This window comes from Streptomyces sp. NPDC030840 (genome assembly GCF_055572015.1).
Window position 1 is genome coordinate 163,046 of sequence record NZ_JBVIEE010000016.1, and the last position, 21,068, is coordinate 184,113.

Sequence of the window (21,068 nt, forward strand, 5' to 3'; positions counted from 1 at the left end):
TAGAGACCTCATCGTTGTACGGCCCGGCGACGGGAGAGGGCATCCACGCCTGCGGCCACCAGCAGAACCGAGCCCGTGACAGCGTACTTGACCCCTGAGCTGTACCCCATCAGTCCCATGCCGTTCTGGATGACCGCGACCACCATGCCGCCGAGCACGGCGTCCACCACCCGGCCCCGTCCGCCGAACAGGCTGGTGCCGCCGATCACTGCGGCGCCGACCGCCAGCAACAGCACGTTGCTGCCACCGGTGTTGGGGTCGACCGAGTTGCCCCGGGACGCGGCGATGATGCCGCCGACCGCGGCCAGGGAGGAGCAGATGACGAACGCGCAGATGCGGATGGCGGCCACGTTGATGCCGGCCCGGCGGGCCGCCTCGGCATTGCCGCCCACCGCGTAGATGTGCAGGCCGAAGGAGGTGCGCTGGAGCAGGAACGTGCCGGCCACGAGCAGGACGGCGATGACCGGTACCACGATCGGCACGCCCTTGAGCGAGTCGACGATGACGTTGCGGCTGCGCTCCTGGTTGAGCAGGTGGACGGCGATCGCGCCGAGCACCGCCAGGCCGCCGATCCTGACCGCGATCAGGGCGAGTGGAGCGGTGGCGAGGCCGCGCTGCCGGCGGTTGCGGTTCTGCCGGAGCAGTATCGCCGCGTACGCCCCGACGCTGACGGCGAGAAGCACCCAGCCCAGCGCGGGGGAGAGGTTGTTGTTGGCGACGGCCAGGATCGTCTGGTCCCGGATGGAGATGTTGGTGCCTTCCTTCAGCAGCATCAGCACGATGCCCTGGAAGCCGAGGAAGGCGGCCAGGGTGACCACGAAGGAGGGAATGCCGACCTTCGCCACCAGCACGCCGAGCAGCAGGCCGATGACCGTGCCGGTGAGGATCGCCGCACCGACGGCGCCGTACCAGGGCCATCCGTGGTCGGTGAGCAGGATGGCCAGGACGGCGGCGCAGACCCCGCTGGCGTACCCCGCGGACAGGTCGATCTCGCCGAGGAGGAGGACGAAGACCAGCCCCATGGCGATGGCGATGCTGCCCGCGCCCTGGGTGAGCAGATTGGCGAAGTTCAGCTCGGACAGGAAGACCGGTCGCAGGGCGGCGAAGAACACGCAGAGCACGATCAGGCCGAGGACGGCGGGAAGGGCCCCCAACTCCCCGCCTCGAACCCGCTCGACATAGTTTCGGGCGACCGAGCGCAGACTCGCGGCTCCAGCCGCTCCGTCCCTCTTCGACGTGCCGGGGCTGTCCGGCGACTCTGGCTTCTCGGGGGCGACGGCGGCGGTCATGCGGTGGCTCCGTTGGTGGTGGCGAGGCCGAGATCTCCGCTGCGGCCTGAGGTGATGAGTTCGACGACCTGGGCGTGCGTGACGTCGGACGTCCGGATCTGGGCGGCCATCCGGCCCAGGTAAAGGGCGGCGATCCGGTCGGACACCGCGAAGACGTCGTTCATGTTGTGCGAGATCAGGACCACGGCGAGGCCGTTGTCGGCGAGTCGCCGCACCAGCTCGAGGACCTGCGCGGTCTGCGCCACACCGAGCGCGGCGGTCGGCTCGTCGAGGATGACCACCTTGCTGTTCCACAGCACGGCCTTGGCGATGGCCACGGTCTGCCGCTGGCCGCCGGAGAGACTGGAGACCTGCTGGCGGATGGACTTGACGGTGCGGACCGACAGCCCTTCGAGAGTCTTGGCGGCCATTTCCTCCATCGTGGCGTCGTCCAGGACCAGGCCCCGGCGCTTCTCGCGACCGAGGAACATGTTCTGCACGATGTCGAGGTTGTCGCAGAGCGCCAGGTCCTGGTACACGATCTCGACACCCAGGGCCGCCGCGTCGCGCGGGCTGTGCACCTGCACCTGCTCGTCCTCGAACCAGTACTCACCGCCGTCGATCGGGTGGATCCCACCGATGCACTTGACCAACGTGGACTTGCCCGCTCCGTTGTCGCCGACCAGGGCGGTCACCTCGCCCGGGTGGACGTCGAAGGACACGTCGTGCAGCACCTGCACCGGGCCGAAACTCTTGTCGATCCCGCGCAGTCGGAGGATCGGGGTCGCTGTCATGGGGGACGGCTCCTTACGGTCGTGAGGTCGCGGGCCCCGGGGGCAGGGCCCCGGGGCCCGCGGACGGCCGGTCCGGACCGGAGATCGGTTAGGACCGGCAGGTCAGGGACTACTTGATGCCGGCCTTGGTGCACAGGGCGGCGTACTTGCCCGTGCACAGCTCGTCCTTGGTGACGAAGCCGTCGTCCACGACGTCCTTGACGTTGTCCTTGTAGATGGCCACCGGTGTCTCCAGCACGGCCGCGACCTTGCGCTTGCCCTCCGGGTCCTCGACCGTCGCGTTCGTCTCGCCCTTCTCGCCCTTGGCGAGCGAGATGGCGAGCTTGGCCGTGGCGTCCGCCTCCTTCTTGACCGCCTTGTAGACGGTCATGCACTGGTCGCCCGCGAGGATGTTCTGCAGGCCCTGCACGGTGGCGTCCTGGCCGGTGACGGGGACCTCTCCGTTGCGGTTCTGCTTGCGCAGCACGGCGATGGCCGCGTTGCCGAGACCGTCGTTAGCGGCGAGCACGCCGCCTATCTTGCGCTCGCTGGTGAGCATCTGCTCGAAGATGGTGCCGGCCTGCGCGTTGTCCCAGTCCGGGACGGACTGGTCCGGGCCCTTGACGTACTCGCCCGACTTGTACTTCGGGTCGAGCACGCTGTTGTAACCCTTCGCGAAGAGGGTCGCGTTGTTGTCGGTCGGCGAGCCGTTCAGCGTGGCGATGACCGGCTTCTTGGCCTTCATGTCGCTCAGGCACTTGCTGAGCCCCTCGCCCTGCAGCTTGCCGACCTCGGTGTTGTCGAAGCTGACGTAGTACTGGGCGGAGCCGCCCAGGGTGAGCCGGTCGTAGTCGATCGTGGCGACGCCCTGGGTCTTGGCCTTGTCCAGTACGGCCTTGCCGGTGCCGCTGTCCAGGTTCACGATCACGAGCACGTTGACGCCGCTGGTGATCATCTGGTCGGCGATGGTCTGGAACTGCTGCTTGTCGCCCTGCGCGTTCTGGATGTCGTAGTCGACGCCCGCGGCCTTGAACGCCTCGGAGAGGTACTTGCGGTCCGCGGTCTCCCAGCGAGCCGACGACTTGCTGTCCGGGAGGATCACGCCGATCTTCGGCTTCTTGGCGTCGGAGCCGGAGCCGTCGGCACTGGACGAGGAGCCGCCACAGGCGGTGAGCGAGCTGACCAGTGCCACCGAGGCAGCGGTGACGAGGAGTCCCTTGCGCATGGGCAGGGTCCTTTCTGGGGTTACGGCCGGACGACCGGACGCACGAGGGTGGTGAGGAAGGAGGAGAGACGCGCTCTCGAGGGAGTCGCCGGGTCCGGATTGTCCGTCCGGCTGAATGTTGTGAGCGGGAACTTACGACGCTTCCGAGCCCGTGCGCCAGAGGTGGGAGCCGAGAATTTGTTGGTCGCGATAACAATCAGGTGACGTGGCTGAAACGGAGGGATGCCTGTCCGTTCTGCCTGGAAGGTGGCTTCCGGCGCGGTCCACGGCGCCTGCGGCTCGGGGGCGGCCGGTCCGTCGGTTCGGCTGTCCGGGCCAGTCGATCAACCGCCCTCATGGGCACACGTGCCCTGGGGGCGCGGACGGCGCGGGGCCGGGCGGGAGGAGGGACGCGACGGCAGCCGGCCGGACAGGCCGCCGTCCACATCGCAGTCCAGCGGTGTGGACGGCCAGCCGCTGAAGGAACTCAATGTCCTTGCGGGCAACGCGCGGGTCACCTGATGGCCGGCCTTCGGCATGGTCGGGGTGATGTGACCGTCCGCGGGCCCTCGATGTCCTCCCCGGTGATCCTGCCGCTGGACACCGGCTCGCACTCGCCGAGAGACGCCGCAACCCGGGCCTTGGTCCGGTGGACCATCCGCCAGTGCCTGGAACGACATGGCGACGAGCAGTACACGGCGCCCGGGGTGGATACCTGGCAGCACGACGACAACTTCGGTCGATCCTGGCCGCGTACGGCGGGATCCCCGTGGGTCAGTGGGTGTGATCACCTCCGTCGTGGTGGCCCAGTTCGGTGAGCGCGCGGTCGAAGGTGTCGGTGAAGAAGTCGACGGCGGTGGAGTCGATGCACAGCGGCGGCTTGATCTTGAGGATGTTGAGGTGGTCGCCGGTGGGCTGGACGATGACGCCGAGTTCGAGCATGCGGTCGCAGATCTCGGCTGTCTCCTCGGTCGCGGGTTCCAGGGTGGCGCGGTCGCGGACCAGTTCGACGCCGAGGTAGAGGCCGGAGCCGTGGACGGCGCCGATGATGCTGTGGCGGTGTGCGAGGGTTTCGAGCCCGTCTTTGAGACGCATGCCGGTGCGTACGGCGTTGCCTTGGAGGTCCTCGTCACGGAGGGCGTCCAGGACGGTGAGTCCGGCGATGCTGGAGACGGGGCTGCCGCCGGTGGAGGAGAAGAAGTAGCCCTGGTCGCGGTATCTGGCGGCGATGTCCTGTGAGGTGATCACGGCGCCGAGGGGGTGGCCGTTGCCCATGGCCTTCGCGACGCAGACGATGTCGGGGACGACCCGCTGTTGTTCGAATCCCCAGAACCAGGCGCCAAGGCGGCCGTAGCCGACTTGGATCTCGTCGGCGATGGCCAGGCCGCCGTGGCGGCGCACCGCCTTGTACACCTGGTGCAGGTATCCGTCGGGCAGGGCGACGCCTCCCGCGTTGCCGTAGTAGGACTCGCTGATGAAGGCGCCCGGCGGCCGGCCCGCTGCGGCGAGGTCGTGGATGGCCTGGACGGCCTCGGGCGCGTACGCGGACGCCTCTTCTCCGCGGTGGCGTCCCCGGTAGGGGTTGGGTGAGTCCAGGGTGTGGACCCAGCTCGGCCGGGTGGTGAGGGCGTTGGGGTTGTCAGCGACGGAGGTGGAGACGGCGTCGGATGCGTAGGTCCAGCCGTGGTAGGCCTCACGGAGGGCGAGGACGTCGGTGTGGCCGGTGGCGCCGACGGCCAGGCGGATCGCCAGGTCGACGGCTTCGGAGCCGGAGTTGACGAGGAAGACGGCGTCCAGGGGGTCGGGCAGCAGTGCGGCCAGCCGCTCGGTGAACTCCACGACGGCGGCGTAGTGGAAGCGGGAGTTGGTGTTGAGCCTGCGCAGTTGCCGTGAGATCGCCTGTTCCACGCCGGGGTGTGCGTGGCCGAGGGGGGTGACGTTGTTGACCATGTCCAGGTAGGACCGTCCGTCCGTGGAGATCAGGTGGTGCCGCCAGCCGCGTTCGATGCGGGGCGGGTCGTCGTAGTAGTGCTCCTGGACGGTGGCGAAGGAGGCGTCGCGGCGGGCGAGCAGGTCCGGCTGCGGCGGGGCGGCGGTGGCGGGCGTGCCGATGAGCGGGGAGGGATCGGCGGTGAGCGCGAGCCAGCCGGCGGCGTACTCGGGTCTGACCAGCGGCGGGACGTCGGGGCAGCCTGGCCGCCGCAGGGAGAGGTGGACGTGCGCGCCCGCGGGCAGGGAGACCAACTGGTCGCCCGCGCGTATCGGTGTGCCGGCGGAAAGGCTGGGCTGGACGGCGTCGTTGAAGGCCAGGTGGAGCACGTGCGACCGGCAGGTCAGTACCGCATGGCCGGGTGCGGCGCGGAGCAACTCGGCGTCGCAGGGCGCGCGCAGGGTGGTCGGCCGCGGGAGCCAGAGGTCGATGCCGGTGGCGACGGTCGCGGGTGAGCTCTGGGACAGCGCCGTGGCGGCGCTGAGCTGCGGCTGGGCGTACCGGGTGGCCACCGCGGCAGTGCCCTGTGCGAGGAGAGAGGCTGCGAGGCGGTCCGCGGCGCTCTCGTCCAGCCAGGCTCCGTGGTCCATGGCGTCGGCCTCGGTGGAGAGGTCGAGTACGGCCACATCGGTGGGCTCCGGCTCTGCCAGCAGGGGTTTGACCGGCGGCGGGGCGGGGGTCCGGCCTTCGGCCAGGCCGAGGGTCTCCTTGATGAGACCGGTCATCACCGCGGACGGCACGTCGACGGCCTGCTCGAAGATCCGCCACTCGTGGTCGAGGTTGGCGTGCACGTAGGCGTTGTCCGCGTCGACCGCGGCCTGGTGCCGCCCGCTGACGACGAGGGTGGCGGCCCGGAGCACGGTGAGCGGCCACAGGGCCGCCGCCTCCTCGGCGGACAGCGGGCGGACGTCGTGAAAGGCGCGGATCGCGGGGAGCACGTGGTGCGGTTCCATGCCGTCGTGGTGCAGTGTCGAGGACAGGGTCACCGCGAGTTCGCACACCGCCCAACTCACCGTCACGTCCCCGAAGTCGATGATCCCGTCGGGCAGGGGGAGCCGACTGCCGGGTGAGCGGACCAGGTTGTCGTCGGTGAGGTCCAGGTGTACGGCCTGCCGCGGCAGTTGGTCACCGACCTTGCCCACCTCGGCCCACGCCTCGTCCGTCGCCGCCCGGACAGCGGCGCGGCGGGCAGCTTCCGGGATGTGCTCGAGGAGTCGGCCGACGACGCGGTCCGCGTACCGCAGGTCCCACTGCAGCACGCGCTCCAGCCCGGGGTGGCGGAAGGTCCTGAGCGCGGTGCTGACGCGGCCGGCGACGCGTCCCATGGCGGCGACCGTGCGGGGGGAGAGGTGGCGCCGCCCCGAGAGGGTCCCGCCGTGCAGATAGCGCAGCAACCGCGCCGTGGCGGGGCCGTCGTCGGTGTGCACGGTGGCGATCCGCGGGGAACCGTCCGGCGCCCGCAGGACCGTGGCCAGGCGCAGGTCCGGGTGAGCGGTGGCGATCAGGTCGGCGGCGGTGTCCTGGGCGTCGATCTCGGTGTCGCCGAACGCCGGATTCGCGATCTTGAGCACCGCCGCGGGCGTTCCGTCGTCCTGACGGAGCAGGAAGTTGGCGTCCTGCTGGCTGCCCAGCGGCTCGGCACGCGCGGTGATCTCGAAGCTCGCGGCGGCGATGCGCTGGGCCTGGTCCGGTGTCACCCGAGGGGCTGCGAGGGCCCCGCGTGCGAAGAAGTCGACGGTGCGCGGCTGATGGTGCGTCATGACGTGTCTCCTCGGCTGTCGGGTGATGAGGGGTGCGGTGGCATGGCCGGGACTGTGCGCGTGACGCGTACCGTCCGTAGCCCGCGCGTGAGGGCCGGGTTCGTCTGCCGTGGTCACCGGGGCGCTGCGGTGGCGTCACTTCTCGTCCTGATCCCCGTGGGGAGTCCGTCCGGATGTGACGGGGGCGATGCACACGGGCCTGGTCGGGCCAGGTGACTCGGGGCAGCACGGTCAGGGCGGGCGCCGGGCCGTTTCAGCCCGGACGGTCGCTTCCGCGCTGCCGTGATGTGCTGACGGACACGACGGTTCGGCCGGCAGGCACACGGGTGGGTGGACAGACCTCGAGCGACGTGAACACGGCGCTGCTCAGCCGACGTTCCAGAGGAACCGGTGCGTGTGAATGCCGAAGTAAGGGAAGCTCTCCACCGTTGTCACGCCCTCGATGGGACGCACGACGTCGTTGATGAAGTCCAGCAGGTCCCGCGGACGCCGGCAGACGGCTTCAGCGAACAAGTCGAAGGTGCCGGCGGTCAGGACGGCGTAGACGACCTCATCGTGGCGTGAGAGCTCGTCGGCCACCGCTCGCGGATCGCCGTCGACGCCCAGCCCGAGCATGGCCATGGCCTGCCCGCCCATGGCCATGGGGTCGGTGACGCCGACGACCTGTACCGCCTTGGTGTCGATCAGCCGCTGCAGCCGTTGCCGGGCGGCCGACGCCGACAGGCCTACCTTCGGCCCGAGATCGGCGTAGGGGATGCGACCGTCGGTCTGCAGTTCGCGCAAGATGGCCCGATCGATGTCGTCCAGGACACTCACCTCCTAGGTGCGCGAACAGCTAAGCACTCGATCGATTCACGCGCAATGCACCCCTGACGCATTTGATTTACTCGCCACTGGAACAGAATCGATCGTTCGGATCTTGGGTCGCGTGGAACCGGACATCGAACCCGCCCCGCCTGCGGTGTCGCTCGTCGACAGCCCTGCCGAAGCCCCGGCCAGGAGGCGACGTTCGAGGGCAGCGACTGGCGCGGACGACCCAGGGCGGTCAACTCCACGACTGGTACATCCAGTGGGCGGCAGCCAGCCGATTTTCGGACGGGTGATCGCGACGCCGGGCCCGCTGTCCGAAGATGTGCGGCGCCGTGGGTGCGCTGTCCTCGTCGTAATGAACCGCTCCGGGTCCGCCGGTTCGTCGATCGGTAGGGCGTACGTCGTAGGAAAACTCATCGCGGCCGGCCCAACGACCGTACTCAGGAATCTGGTCAGACGGGAGATCCGTCGGGATGCTCGGAAACGGGATGCTCGGCGCAGCGCGGGGTGTTCGGTGTCGGAGACCACAAAGGGGGGCCACGGTCATGAAGGCGATCGTTCAGGATGCGTACGGGTCGGAGGAACTCCTGGACATGCGTGACATCGACCGTCCCGTACCGGGCGACGACGAGGTGCTCGTCGAGGTACGTGCCGCCGGTGTTGGGCCCGAAGTGTGGCACCTGATGACAGGTAAGCCGTACGTGGCCCGGGTCGCCCTCGGACTTCGTAGGCCCAAGAACCCCGTCCGGGGCTGGGACGGGGCCGGGCGGGTCGAGGCGGTCGGGGCGAAGGTGACCGACTTCAAGCCGGGGGACGAGGTGTTCGGCAACTGCGAGGGGTCCTTCGCCGAGTATGCGCGTGCCAGGGCCGACAGGGTTGTGCTCAAGCCCGCCAACCTCACGTTCGAGCAGGCCGCCGCCCTGCCCGTCTCCGGTATGACCGCCCTCCAGGCCCTCAGCGGCACGTCCCGCCCCCAGCCGGGTCAGCGGGTCCTCGTCATCGGCGCGTCCGGCGGCGTGGGAACGTACGCCGTCCAGCTCGCCACGATGTACGGCGCCGAGGTCACCGGCGTCTGCGGGCCCGCCGGCGCTGACCTCGTCCGGTCCCTGGGCGCCACCCACGTCATCGACTACACGCGCGAGGACATCACCGACAGCCCGCACCGCTACGACGTCATCGTCGACAACGCGGGACTTCGGCCGCTGGCCGTACTCCGCCGAGCCCTCACGCCACGCGGCACTCTCGTTATCGTCGGCGGCGAGGGCGGGAGCGGCTTCCTTGGCGGTATGAGCCGTGGCCTGAGGGCCGTCCTGCTCTCCCCCTTCATCGCCCAGAACCTCCGCAACCTCGTCTCCCTCACCCGCCGCGAGGACCTCCTGACCCTGAAAGACCTCACCGAGAAGGACCAGATCACCCCGGTCATCGACCGTACCTACCCCCTCGCCGAGGCACCCGCAGCCATCCACCACCTGAGGCAGGGCCACCCCCGGGGCAAGCTCGTCGTCACCATCTGATGGCTGTCCGCCGCAGCCCGGTCAGCGGGCCGGAATTGCGGCTGAGGCGCTCGGCGTGGCCCCGGCGGATGAGGCATCCCAGCAGGGCAATCGTCGTGGTGTCCGGTTCCCGCACGTCACCTCCCCTTCTCTGCAGAGTTCCCAGCACGGTTCTCAGCCCAAGTCGTCCTCACAGGACCCGGTCCGTGGCGGTGTCGGGCCGGCTCCGGCGCCGGTGCGCCGCCGCCGCCAGGTCCGCGCGGAGCGCACCGGCGCTTCGGCCGTTGTCCAGCGCCCGCCACACGAGGTCCGCCTGGGACGGCGGGGCGAGCCCGTCGACCGGCGCGTCCAGATCCAGGTTGGTGGGGAAGGCGTAGCCCTCGGCGCAGGCCGCCACGACGCACCGCAACCAGTGCGGTGGGGCTCCCTCGGCCCTGCGCCGCAGCAGCACCGGATACACCGCGTTCACCATTGCCTCCCGGTCGACGGTCTCCATGGACCGGCCGAACGGCGAGGACACCTGGAGGAGGTTCGCCATGCGCCGCACGCCGGTCGTGCGGTTGGCCCCGGCGGCGTGGAAGAGCGCCGGGCTGAAGAAGACGACGTCCCCCTTCTCCAGCGGCATTTGGACGTGGTGGTCGTCGAAGTACGCCTGGAACTCCGGCCGCTGCCAGGCGAGGTAGCCGGGTTCGTACGTCTGCGAGTACGGCAGGTACAGCGTGGGGCCCGTCTCGACCGGCATGTCGCAGTGCGCGACGGCGCCCTGCAGGGTGAGCGACGGCGCGGCCCGGTGGACGTGGGCCGGGAACGCGGCGGCGCCCTCGTCGGAGAAGAAGCCGAAGTGGTAGTCACGGTGCACGCGTTGGGCAGGGGCGCCGGGGTTGACGACATTGACCTGCGAGGTGAGCTGGTAACCGGGCCCCAGCCACGCCGACGACACCAGATCGGTCACGCCCTCGCCGTGGTACTCGGCGAACGCCTCCGGGTCGCGCAGCGCCAGCTTCTCGACCGCGTTCCACACCCGGTCGTTGGTGCCGGGCCTGGCGTAGTGGTCGCCACGGGCCGAGCCCGCCGCACGCTGATCCGCGATCATCTCCTCGAACACCCCGGTGACCCGGTCCACGACCGACGGATCGGGATAGGAGCGCTTGCAGACGACGATGCCCGGCCCGTCCAGAAGCACCCGGACCAGCTCGGCCTGGATCTCGCGTCGCCCCGCCGGCGTACCCGCCCGCCGGCGCAGCAGTTCACCGTCGTACAGCGGGACGCCGTGGACGACGTCGGTGGCGGAGGGGACCTCCGCCGGATCCGTGGTGCGCTCCACATGGGCGCGGAAGTCGGCCAGATCGCAGTCGGACGGACTGAGCCAGGTCCGTGGACGGTCATGGATGGTGGGCATGGTGCTCCTCTCAGGGCATGACACCGGTCGTCGTGGCCGCCGGCACGGGAACCGGCCTGGTGAACGTGCGGTCGCAGTAGGCAAGAGGGGGACGGTCGCCGATGTGGGTGGCCTCCACGAGCCCGACGATGATGCTGTGGTCCCCGCCGGCGAGGATGTCGTACGTGCTGCAGGCGATCCGGGCCGCCGCCTCCTGCAGCCCCGGCAGCCCCTTCTCGCACGGCGCGAGCCCGCCAGCGGCCACCTTCTCGCTGCCCCGCGTGGCGAAGTGCCGCGCCAGATGGGCGTGTTCGGCGGCCAGGACGTTGACGAGGAAGGCGCCGGCCTGGGTGAAGGCCGTGTGTGATCCGGCGTCCCTGGCCAGGCACAGCAGGACGAGCGGCGGATCGAGGGACAGCGAACAGAAGGAACTCGCGGTGAACCCCCACGACCGGCCGTCGCGCGTCGTGGTCGTCGCCACCGTGACCGGAGCGGGGATCCTGCTCATGGCCTCGGTGAACACCCGGGCGGATACGGCCATCTCACGGGGTCCTTCCCTGGGTTCGGCTCATCGGCCCAGCCCGTACCGGGACAGGTCCAGCCGCTCGTTCAGCGGCGGCACCCGGACCACCTCGTCCTCGTACCGACGGCCGGTGCGGTCGGCGTCGGAGAGGACCACGATCACCGAGTCCTCAAGGAAGACGGTGCAGTGCGCCCGGCCCCTCGGACTGACCACCGCGTCCTTGGGACCCATTTCCAGGGTGAACAGCTCGCCGTTCTCGTCCTCCTCGAGGTACAGCATCCGCCCGGACGCCACGTACATGAGATGGCTCTCGTGCGCGTGCCAGTGATTGCCGCGCACCGCCGTCCGGTGGGAGTTGATCACCATCACCCCGACCGTGGGGAAGGGCGGCAGGCTGATGATCTCGCCCCGGGCGTCCCGGTACACGCCCTGGGGCGGCAGGATGCCCTCCTGGCCGGTGAAGAGGGAGCCGTTCTGCTGCTGCGATGCCATGGTTGCCTCCGGTTGCCTGTCAGGATTCAGACGCGTACGCCGCGAGCCGTCTCGGCCGGTGCCCAACGGAAGGACTGCGACACGGACCCCTCACCGCACAGCCGCTGCAGCCACAGGCTCCGGTCGCTGCGCCCCCACCCGTCCCGCCACTCGTGCTGGCCGTCCACCTGGACGGCGTCCAGGGCGTCCTCCAGCTCCGTGATGCCGGCGGGAACGGTCATCGACGGCCGCCACCCGGGGACGGCCTGCCGGAAGGCGTCGAAACGCACGCGGTAGCTGCGGCGGTCGTCGTTCGTTCCGACAGTGCGCACCCGCGCCGTCGGGCGCTGCTGCCGCACCAGTTCCGCCACGTCACGGACCTCGTAATTCTCACCCTCCCGGCCCACGTTGAACGCCTTGCCCTGCACAGTCGCTCCGTCCGCCGCGAGACACTCGGCGATGGCCGTCGCCGCGTCCCGCACGTGCAGCAGCGGACGAGCGGCCCGGCCCTCCCCGTGGACGGAGATGGTGTCCCACCGCCAGGCGCAGCTCACCATGCGGTTGACCAGCAGGTCGCTGCGGAAGGAGGGGCTGAGGCCGTACAGCGTGGCGAAGCGCAGCGCCGTCGTACAGAAGGACCCGCCGGACAGGCTGCGGATCGCCGCCTCGGCGTCGACCTTGCTGCGGGCGTAGGCGGTGAGCGGGTTGACGGCTGCGTTCTCGTCCAGGCCGTCGGCCGCCGCCGCCCCGTAGATGCTGCACGAGGAGGCCAGCACCAGCCGCTCCACCCCCGTGCTTCTGGCGACGCGCGCCAGGTTTCCCGCCGCCCGCCCGTTGATCTCGTGCGTCGCACCCGTGTCGAGCGCGCCGCAGGCGTCGTTGCACAGTGCCGCCAGGTGGACGACCGCATCGAAGCCCAGCAGGTCCTCGGGCGCGATGTCCCGGATGTCCCGCATGGCCGCGCCGCGTCCGGCCGGGTCGAAGTACCCCGCGTCCCAGCCGGTGACCGAGTGGCCGCGGGCGCGCAGGACACCTGACAGGACAGAACCCAGGTAGCCCCGGCTTCCGGTTACCAGTACGCGCATGCCGTGCTCCTTCCTTTCGGGGACGTTGGGGGCGTCACGTGATGGTGAGCTCGGGCAGGGGCGCGACGAAGGCCCCGCCGAACCGGGCGTGCCGGCGCCGGATGTCGGAGGCGTAGTTCCAGGCGAAGAGCACGCAGTAGTCGACGTCCTCCTCCCGCAGCCGGACGGTGTCACGGACCTCGATGCCGTCACCCGGCGTGTAGAGCCCGACCTTGCGCGCGTTGTCGTCCACGATCCACGGGATGTGCTCGCCCGCCCCCGACTGGGCCAGCAAGGTCACGGCGCGCGCCGAGGCGCCGTACCCGCACACCCGGCGGCCGAGGCGGGTGAGCCCGGCGATGACATCGTTCAGACGGCTCGCCGCCCGCCCCACCCGGGCGGGGAACTCGGCCAGGAAGCTGCCGTCCGGTACGCCGGCCGCCGCCTCCTCGGCCAGCAGGTGGTCCACGGCGGCCGTCCGGGCGGGTCGCGGCTGCCCGTCGCTGCGGCGCAGCCAGCAGCGCAGGGACCCGCCCTGCGTCGGGATCTGCTGCACGTCCACGACCGTCAGCCCGTGCTCCTCGGCCACCCGGGACAGCGCGTGCAGGGAGAAGTAGGACAGGTGCTCGTGGTAGACGAACTCGAACGCGCCCTGGTCGGCCATCGGCAGCACGTGCGCCACCTCGACCACGGCGTGACCGTCTGGCTCCAGCAGGATGCGGATCCCGTCCAGCACCCCGCGCACGTCGTCGACGTGGGCGAGGACGTTGTTGGCGACGACCACGTCCGCGCTGCCGTGCTCCTGCTGCACCTTCTCGGCGACGGAGGCGTCGAAGAAGGCTGTCAGGCTCGGCAGGCCCTGGCGGCACGCCTCCTCGGTGAGGTCCGCGGCCGGATCAATGCCCAGCACGCGCATTCCCGCGTCCCGGAAGCAGCGGAGCAGCGTACCGTCGTTCGAGCCGATCTCGACCACGCGGTCGCCGGGTGCCAGACGGCAGCGCCGGACGACGTCCGCGGTGAGTGCGGCACAGTGGTCGAGGAGGGCGGGGACCGCCCCCGTCGCGTACCGGTACGCGGAGAACAGTTCCGCACGCGGTACCTCGTCGGCGAGCTGCACATGGCCGCATCCCGCGCAGCGCGCGAGGTCGAGCGGGTACCGCTGCAGCTCGCGGGCGTCCCGCGCGGAGCCGGTCAGGGCGTTCGCCGGAGGAGTGGGCCGGAAGGAGAAAACCGTTTCGAGTGAGGTCGCATCGCAGGTCAAGCAGCCGTTGCTCATGAGTCACCGTCCGCGCCGCTCGGAGTGAAGGCTGGCCGTGGCAACACTTGTCCGAGCCGATATAGGCGGGCTACGTGATCCGTACACGCCCGCCGAACGCCAGGTCACGGCCCGCGGGAAGAGTGATGCGAAACGCATGGGCATGGCACCTGTGAAAGGTGGGTAACCGGGGCACCTGTACTCCTTGCTCGACCTGTCCCTGGCATCTGCCCGTGGCGACACCACCCCGTTGCGCAGTGCACGGGCCGGTGCCCCGGCTCCGCCGATGGTTGTACGGCTACACAGGGGAGAAGAAGTGGATTTCCGACTGCTGGGCCCACTGGACGTTCAGAGCGGAGGTCGCTCCCTGAGACTGGGCGGCAGACGATTACGGGCCCTCCTGGCCGTCCTGCTGCTGCACCACGGACGCACCGTCCCCATCGACACGATCACGGGCGCGGTCTGGCCGGGCGAGCCGCCCAACTCCGCGCTGGCCAACATCCGCACCTATGTGCACGAGCTGCGTCGCCAGCTGCGCCGACTGGAGGACGGCGCACAGCGTCTGACCAGCCAGCCGGGCGGCTACAGGCTACTGGTCCGGCCCGGCGAACTGGATGTGCTGAACTTCCGGGCCCTCGTCGGCGCGGGCGAACGGGCGGTCCGCAACGCCGATCACGAGGGCGCCGCCGAGTGCTTCGGCCGGGCTCTGCGCATGTGGCGGGGGAGTCCCGCGGAGGGGCTGGACGTGGGGCAGACCCTCACGGCGAAGCTGACCGTCCTGGAGGAGGAGCGATGGTCCGCGGCCTCCGCCCTGATCGAGGCGCATCTCGCTCTGGGCCGCCACGAGCAGGTCATCCCGCGGTTGCGGGAGATGCTCGCAGAGCGGCCGCTGTGCGAACGGACCTGGGGCCGGCTGATGACGGCACTCAGCGGCGCCGGACGCGCGGCCGAGGCGCTGGAGGTCTACCAGCAGGCCCGCCGCCGTCTGCTGGAGGAGTTGGCGGTGGAACCGGGCGGGGAACTGCGCAACTTGCACTCGGCCATACTCAACGGCTCGGCCGACCCGCTGCCTCCGTCCGCTACCGCCGCGGGCGCGGCACGGGTCCGCGCGACGGCTCCCGCCCCCTGCGACCTGCCGACCCGGCCCCCCAGCTTCGTCGGCCGCGAGAACGTCCTCCGGGAACTGCACCGGATCGCGGCGTCCCAGAGCGACGCGGACGCCGAGCGGGCCAACGCCACCGTCGTCTCCGTCTTCGGGCCCGCCGGGGTCGGCAAGACGGCGACCGTGGTGAACGCCGCCTACCAGATGCGTCACCTGTTTCCCGACGCCCAGCTCTTCGTATCGTTCCGCAGTGCCACGGGCGCTCCCCGCGCCACCGGCGAGGTCATGGTGGAACTCCTCGCCGCCCTCGGGCTGCCGCAGTCGGCGATCCCGGCCGACGAGCACCAGCAGACAGCGGTGTACCGCGCGATGGTCGCCGAGCGCACCATGCTCATCGTGCTGGACGACGTGGCCGACGCGGTGCAGATCCGCCCGTTTCTTCCGGGCGCCGGACGCAGCATCGCCCTCATCACGAGCCGGCCGCCGCTCGTGGAGCTCGACGTCCACGAGCGTCTCGCTCTGCCTCCGCTGAGCGACACCGAGTCCCTCCAGCTCCTCGCGGCGCTGGCCGGCCGGGGGCAGGTCGAGGCGGAACCCCAGGAGGCGGCCAGGGTCGTCGAGGCATGCGACCGGCTGCCACTGGCCCTGCGCATCATCGGGGCCCGGCTGACGGCGGGGGCGACGGCATCGTTGTCGGCGATGGCGCACCGCCTGGCGGACCACAGCAGGCGGCTGGACGAACTGGTCGTCGGCGACCTGTCCGTCCGCGCCCGGCTCACGGAGAGTTACCGCGCACTCGATCCGGCGGCCCAGTCGGCCTTCCGACGGCTCACCTCGTCCGACACCTGCCGCGTCTCCTCCGGCACACTCAGGACGGAGCTGGGCATTCCGGAGACGGCCGCCGACCGTGTCCTGGAGGAGCTGATCCACCACCACTTCCTCGTTCCTGAGGACACCTCCGGCCCGGGACGGGGTCACCGGATACCGGAGCTGCTTCGCGCATACGGCCGTGCCCTGCGGCGGCGGGAGACGGCGGTGGTCCCGGTCCGCGGGGGCAAGGACACGGTCCTGCTCGTGTGAGCCGGTCCGCCCCGGCCCTGGTGGAGCCCGTCGTCCAAGGAGCTGAGCCACGTGAACGAAACCGGTGTCAACACCGTGCGGTGTGCCGGTGCACCGGCGCCCTCCCGTGAGGCCGTGCGGGCCCGGATCTCCGTCTGCCTGGTCTTCATGATCATGGGATCGGCCATCGGAGGATGGTCGGCGCGCGTCCCCGAGGTCCGGCACGCCGTCGGCATGGGGGAGGCCGCCTGGGGGCTGGCCAACACCGCATCCACGGGCGGCGATCTGGTCGCCCTGGCCCTGGTCACCGTACTGATCGGGCAGACGGGCATCCGCCGGATGAGCTGGGCGGGGGCCGCCCTCCTGCTGGTCAACGCCCCTCTGATGGCGTCGGCCTCCACTCCGGTGGCCCTGATCACTGGCCTGGCGACCTGGGGGTTCGCCGCGAGCCTGCTGTCCGTCCCCATGAACGCCCAGGCGGTCGAGGTCGAACGGAGCTACGGCCGCCCCCTCCTGTCCGGCTTCCACGCCTGTTTCAGCATCGCCGTGCTGTGCGGGGGGCTGCTGGGCACCCTGGCCGCCGCGCTGGGCGTCACCCCCACGACGCAGATGGCCGTGACCAGCCTGGTGCTCGGCGCGTCCCTGGTGGCGGTGGGCCGCTGGTTGCCCGATCAGCGGCCGGCCCCTCGTGAACGGGGCGAGGAAGGGCCGATGCGGCGCATCCGGCGACGGGTCACCCCGCGCCTGCTGCTGCTCGCGTTCATCGCCTTCCAGGCGTCGTTCATCGAGGGCGCGGTGACGCAGTGGAGCGCCATCTACGCCGCCGACTCCCTGGGACTCGCCTCCGCGTCGGCGGCCGCCGTGTACACCACGTACGCCGTGGCCGTGGCGGTGACACGGCTGCGGGGCGACTGGCTGACCGAGCGGCTGGGGCGGCGCAGGATGCTGTGCCTGTCCTCGCTCGCGGCCGGGCTCGGTGCGGTGGCCGTGGTGGCCTGGCCGCACCCGGCCACCGCGTTCGGCGGGTTCGCCCTGCTCGGGCTGGGCATCGCCTGCGTCACCCCGACCGCCTTCGCGGTGGCCGGCAGCCAGCCCGGGCTGACCGCGGGGGAGGGGGTGTCGGTGGCGGTCGCCGGGCAGTGGCCCGGCTTTCTGCTCGCGCCTCCCGTGATCGGCGCGCTAGCCGGTCAGTGGAGTCTGCGCGCGGCCCTGGCGACGCTGCTCGTCGCGGTCCTGGGTGTGGCGGTCGCCGCCCGCGCGGTGCCGCGGTGAGCGGTGCTCAGGCCGTGGGGTCGATGGGGTGGGTGAGGCCTGGGGGCGAGCCCATGAGGCCGGTGGGGTCACGGGGGTCCGCCGGCTCCGGGGGGTCCGCGGGGCAACGGCGCACGGTGGGCCGGTGCGCCGTGGCCCCCACCTCCGACAGCAGCCGTGCCCGGCTCACCGCCCCCTCCGCGGGAGACAGGTCCGGCTCCCGGACCGACCGTGCGAAGGCCGCCACCGATCCGCGCACCTGGTCCCACGGCGGCACGAGGAGCTCCTCGGTCCGTCCGTCCCGCTCCACGCGGACGGCCGACACCCCGCTCACCGGAGCGAAGGCCCGCTCGACGACGATCCGCCCCTCCTCGCCCCACAGCTCGTACGCCCCCCGGTAGGAGACCCCGTAACCGAAGCCCAGGGTCGCGAGGACACCGTCCGCCGTGTGCAGCAGCGCGGTGCCGGACACGTCCACACCGGTATCCGCGTCCTCCTCGACGCACGCTCCGGCGACCCGCAGCGGCCCGTCCGCGAAGAGCTGCGCCGCGCGGACGGGATATACCCCGACGTCCAGGAGCGCCCCGCCCCCCAGCTCGGGACGGTGGCGTATGTCGCCCGGCGGGGGCATCGGGATGCCGAAGACCGCGTGGATGCCGCGGAGCCGTCCGATCCTCCCGCCGTCCAGGAGTTCCCGTACCCGCCGGTGTCTCGGGTGGTGCGGGAACATGACGTTCTCCCGCAGGACGAGGCGCCGGTCGGCGGCCAGGGAGACGAGGTCCGCGACCTCCGCCGCAGTCACGGCCATCGGCTTCTCCACCAGCACATGCTTGCCCGCCCGGAGCGCGGCCGACGCCCAGTGGTGGTGGAGGCCGTTGGGCAACGGGATGTACACCGCCTCGATGTCGGCTCGCTCGAGCACCTGCTCGTAGCCCGCGGCCGACTCCGCGCCGAAGCGTGCCGCCACGCGCTCCGCGCGCACCCGGTCCCGGCCGGCGACCACGACCAGGTCCACCTCGGGGCAGGCACACATCGCGGGCAACAGCCGGCGACAGGCGATCGACGCACATCCCAGCACACCGGTACGCACCGGCGCGGAGCGGTCCAGTCAGACCACCTCCCGAGCCGGGACGTCCGCCCGGACGCATCCGACCGGCCTGGCGAACATCCCCGCAGGACGGCCCCGCCTCGCGGCAGATGCCGGGCGCGCGGTACGTGCCGGGCCGCCCGCTGCCCGGGTACGCCGTCGCGTTCGGGCCTGCACGGGCGCGCTCATCCTCGGGTGCCCGTCAGCGGGACGGGGCCCGGGGTGCGTTCGGTGGCCATGTGGGCCATGCGGCGGCGGTCGATCTTGCCGTTCGGTGTCGTCGGGAAGCCGTCGACACGCGAGAAGCGGTCCGGAAGCATGTACGGGGCCAGGGCCCCGGCGGCCCAGTCGCGCAGGTCCGGGGCGTCGCGGTCGTCGTCCGTCAGGTAGAAGGCGTGCAGGCCGGTCGTCTGCGCCGTCCGCACGGGCAGGACGACGACCTCCCGTACGCGGGGGTGCCGCCGCAGGGCCGCTTCGACCTCCCCGGGCTCCACCCGGTGTCCACGTACCTTCACCTGGTCGTCCAGCCGGCCCAGATGGACCAGCTCCCCGTCCTCGTAACCGACATGGTCACCGGTGCGGTACCAGCACTCGGGGCCGGGCGCGCCCTCCACGGGCACGCCACCCCCGGCGTCAGGACGCAGGAAGACACCGCGGTCGTCCCCCTGGTCCACGTAGCCGTCGAACCGCTGCGGTCCACGGACGCACAGCTCGCCGGCGCGATCCTCGCGTCCGTCCGCGTCCACGACGAGCACGTCCACGTGCGGATGCGGCCGGCCGATCGGGACGGTGCCGTTGGACGTGCGCGGCCACCGGCGGCGGTCGGCGGGCAGACGGTACCCGGTGCACGTGACGGTCAGCTCGGTGGGTCCGTACAGGTTCTCGACGGTGCTCGCCGGCGCGGCGGCCTGCCATACCTCGGCCTGGTCGAGGGTGAGTTGCTCCCCGGCGAAGAGGCTGAAGCGGAGGTCGGGCATGGCGTTCCCGGGCAGCGCTCGCATCCTGCGGGCGAGGGAGATGACGGAGGGCACCGAGAACCAGTGGCTGATACGGCCGCGGTTGACGAACTCCACGGGGCGCAGGACCTCGTCGCGCTGGGGCACCACGAGAGTGGCTCCCGACGTCCAGCTGACGAACATGTCGAAGACCGAGGGGTCGAAGGTCAGGTCGAACGTCTGGGAGAGCCGGCTGCCCGGACCGATCGCGTACCGCTCGGCGTGGGAGGACAGATAGGCCGCGAGATTGCGGTGCCGGATCGGGACCCCCTTGGGCCGACCCGTGGAACCGGAGGTGAACAGGACGTACGCGACGTCGTCGGGCCGGGCGGCGCAGGCGTCGGGCCACCGTGCGCCGGACGCGGCACCGTCCGGGTGCTCCGGATCGTCCAGTGGCAGCAGCGCGCTCCCGGTGGCCCGGGCCAGCTCCGCCGCCCCGGGCGTTCGCCCGGTGTCCACCAGGACCTCGACTCCGGCGGCGCGTGCGGCGTACTCGTTGCGGCCGGCGGGGACGGCCGGATGCAGCGGTACGACGATCGCGCCGATCCGGCAGATCGCGAGATAGGCCACATACGCGGCCGGCCGGCGCGCAGCGAGCAGTCCCACGGCGCGCGGTGGCCGGCCGGCGGCGCGTACGAGCGCGGTCGCGGTCCGCTCCGCGAGCTCGTGCAGCCGCTCGTAGGTGAGCGTGTGCGCACCGACTTCGAGTGCGTTCTCGTGGGGGAAACGCTCGGTGGTGCTGCGGAACCAGTCAAAGAGCGTTCCCTGGGACAGGGGGTTCGGGGACACGGGGTTCTCCCCTCGGTCGGGCTGAGCGCGGACGGGTGACGGGGTCGGCTCCCACCGGGCCGACGGCATAGGCGAGGGGGACGGGGGAGAGCCCGCGCAGTGTGCGCCAGCGCAGGTGCCGCCAGTTCCCGGACCGTTCCCCCGGCCGGACCGGGATCGTCCAGGGCCGGCCGGCCAGCCCCAGTCCGGTCGCCTTGACGCAGGCTTCCTGCGCGGTCCAGATCCAGGCGAACTCCCGGGCGAGCTCCGCGGCCGGCAGCGCGGCCAGCGCCCGAGGCACGGTCCCCTGGCAGCACCGCCGGACCAGTCCCGGGCTGGGCGTACAGGGCGTCTGGACATCCACGCCGATCTGCGGTGCCCGGCCGCCCGGGGCCGCGGTGAGCACCGCCGCGGCGACCCACTCGCCGCTGTGGGACAGGCTGACGGCGGTGCCCGGGGCGCCGGGAAGCAGCGGCCGGCCCCGAGGCCCGGCGACGATCGGCTCGCGGGTGGCGAGCGGGTGGCCGCCCTCGGCCAGCAGGCGGCGCAGCAGGGTACGGGCCGCCACGTACTGTTCGGCGCGCCAGGCGGGCATGTGCCGTGCCGCAGCGCGGTCGACGGAGGCGGACGGCGCGTGGGCCAGGGCGCGCAGCGGGGCCACGGCCAGGCGCGCCCCGCTCGCCGCGTCGACGGCCTGCAGCGTGCCGCCGCCGCGGTCCGGGCCGGTCAGCACCGTGACCGTGTCCACGACCTCCCGCACCGCCCCCGTCATCGGTGTCATCGGTGTCATCGGTGAAGCTCACTCCAGTCGGCGGCG

Annotated in this window: 16 protein-coding genes; 3 read left to right on the plus strand and 13 right to left on the minus strand. The window is 71.5% G+C overall.

The features are described 5' to 3' along the window. Positions 1-8 precede the first annotated feature (8 nt). From ACZ49J_RS30135 to ACZ49J_RS30155, 5 genes are all read right to left on the minus strand, one after another. Complete coding sequence (locus ACZ49J_RS30135) at positions 9-1,289, minus strand: sugar ABC transporter permease (protein WP_467453316.1); 1,281 nt, start codon at positions 1,287-1,289, stop codon at positions 9-11. Beyond that, positions 1,286-2,062, minus strand: a complete 777-nt coding sequence (locus ACZ49J_RS30140; RefSeq protein WP_467453314.1) for an ATP-binding cassette domain-containing protein — start codon at positions 2,060-2,062, stop codon at positions 1,286-1,288. The genes ACZ49J_RS30135 and ACZ49J_RS30140 overlap by 4 nt, the downstream gene beginning before the upstream one ends. A 109-nt stretch (positions 2,063-2,171) precedes the next feature. Further along, positions 2,172-3,266, minus strand: coding sequence for a sugar ABC transporter substrate-binding protein (locus ACZ49J_RS30145; protein ID WP_467453312.1), 1,095 nt, complete (start codon positions 3,264-3,266; stop codon positions 2,172-2,174). A 753-nt stretch (positions 3,267-4,019) separates the two neighbouring features. After that, entirely contained in the window at positions 4,020-6,995 is a 2,976-nt protein-coding gene (locus ACZ49J_RS30150; protein WP_467453311.1) for an aminotransferase, read from the minus strand. Positions 6,996-7,361: 366 nt separating this feature from the next. Beyond that, positions 7,362-7,802: an Lrp/AsnC family transcriptional regulator gene (locus ACZ49J_RS30155; protein WP_467453472.1), complete on the minus strand. Its 441-nt coding sequence runs from the start codon at positions 7,800-7,802 to the stop codon at positions 7,362-7,364. 548 nt (positions 7,803-8,350) lie between these two features. On the opposite strand from ACZ49J_RS30155, the gene ACZ49J_RS30160 reads away from it, so the two are divergent. Beyond that, a complete protein-coding gene (locus tag ACZ49J_RS30160; protein ID WP_467453309.1) occupies positions 8,351-9,319 on the plus strand; it encodes an NAD(P)-dependent alcohol dehydrogenase in 969 nt (322 codons plus the stop codon). 169 nt (positions 9,320-9,488) lie between these two features. Here the strand turns inward: ACZ49J_RS30160 and ACZ49J_RS30165 are convergent, their stop codons facing one another. From ACZ49J_RS30165 to ACZ49J_RS30185, 5 genes are read right to left on the minus strand one after another with little or no spacing between them, the layout of a single operon-like run. Then, the gene (locus ACZ49J_RS30165) at positions 9,489-10,697 is read right to left on the minus strand and encodes a phytanoyl-CoA dioxygenase family protein (RefSeq protein WP_467453308.1); all 1,209 of its coding nucleotides are present in this window, start codon (positions 10,695-10,697) and stop codon (positions 9,489-9,491) included. Between the two features lie 10 nt (positions 10,698-10,707). Further along, positions 10,708-11,217, minus strand: a complete 510-nt coding sequence (locus ACZ49J_RS30170; protein WP_467453307.1) for a flavin reductase family protein — start codon at positions 11,215-11,217, stop codon at positions 10,708-10,710. 27 nt (positions 11,218-11,244) lie between these two features. Then, positions 11,245-11,691, minus strand: coding sequence for a hypothetical protein (locus ACZ49J_RS30175; RefSeq protein WP_467453306.1), 447 nt, complete (start codon positions 11,689-11,691; stop codon positions 11,245-11,247). A gap of 26 nt (positions 11,692-11,717) precedes the next feature. Next, a complete protein-coding gene (locus tag ACZ49J_RS30180) occupies positions 11,718-12,755 on the minus strand; it encodes an NAD-dependent epimerase/dehydratase family protein (protein WP_467453305.1) in 1,038 nt (345 codons plus the stop codon). Positions 12,756-12,789: 34 nt separating this feature from the next. Continuing rightward, a complete protein-coding gene (locus ACZ49J_RS30185) occupies positions 12,790-14,010 on the minus strand; it encodes a class I SAM-dependent methyltransferase (protein WP_467453304.1) in 1,221 nt (406 codons plus the stop codon). 295 nt (positions 14,011-14,305) lie between these two features. Between ACZ49J_RS30185 and ACZ49J_RS30190 the strand changes: the two genes are divergently transcribed. Beyond that, positions 14,306-16,171: an AfsR/SARP family transcriptional regulator gene (locus ACZ49J_RS30190; protein ID WP_467453303.1), complete on the plus strand. Its 1,866-nt coding sequence runs from the start codon at positions 14,306-14,308 to the stop codon at positions 16,169-16,171. A 51-nt stretch (positions 16,172-16,222) separates the two neighbouring features. Then, on the plus strand, positions 16,223-17,422 hold the full coding sequence (locus ACZ49J_RS30195) for an MFS transporter (RefSeq protein ID WP_467453302.1): 1,200 nt from the start codon (positions 16,223-16,225) through the stop codon (positions 17,420-17,422). Positions 17,423-17,429: 7 nt separating this feature from the next. Here ACZ49J_RS30195 and ACZ49J_RS30200 read toward each other — a convergent pair whose 3' ends face one another. The 3 genes from ACZ49J_RS30200 to ACZ49J_RS30210 form a co-directional block, all read right to left on the minus strand. Then, a complete protein-coding gene (locus ACZ49J_RS30200; protein WP_468350879.1) occupies positions 17,430-18,491 on the minus strand; it encodes a Gfo/Idh/MocA family protein in 1,062 nt (353 codons plus the stop codon). 182 nt (positions 18,492-18,673) lie between these two features. Next, entirely contained in the window at positions 18,674-20,272 is a 1,599-nt protein-coding gene (locus ACZ49J_RS30205; protein ID WP_467453301.1) for an amino acid adenylation domain-containing protein, read from the minus strand. Then, on the minus strand, positions 20,235-21,041 hold the full coding sequence (locus ACZ49J_RS30210; RefSeq protein WP_467453300.1) for a 4'-phosphopantetheinyl transferase family protein: 807 nt from the start codon (positions 21,039-21,041) through the stop codon (positions 20,235-20,237). Before ACZ49J_RS30210 ends, ACZ49J_RS30205 begins: the two co-directional genes overlap by 38 nt. Positions 21,042-21,068 lie beyond the last annotated feature (27 nt).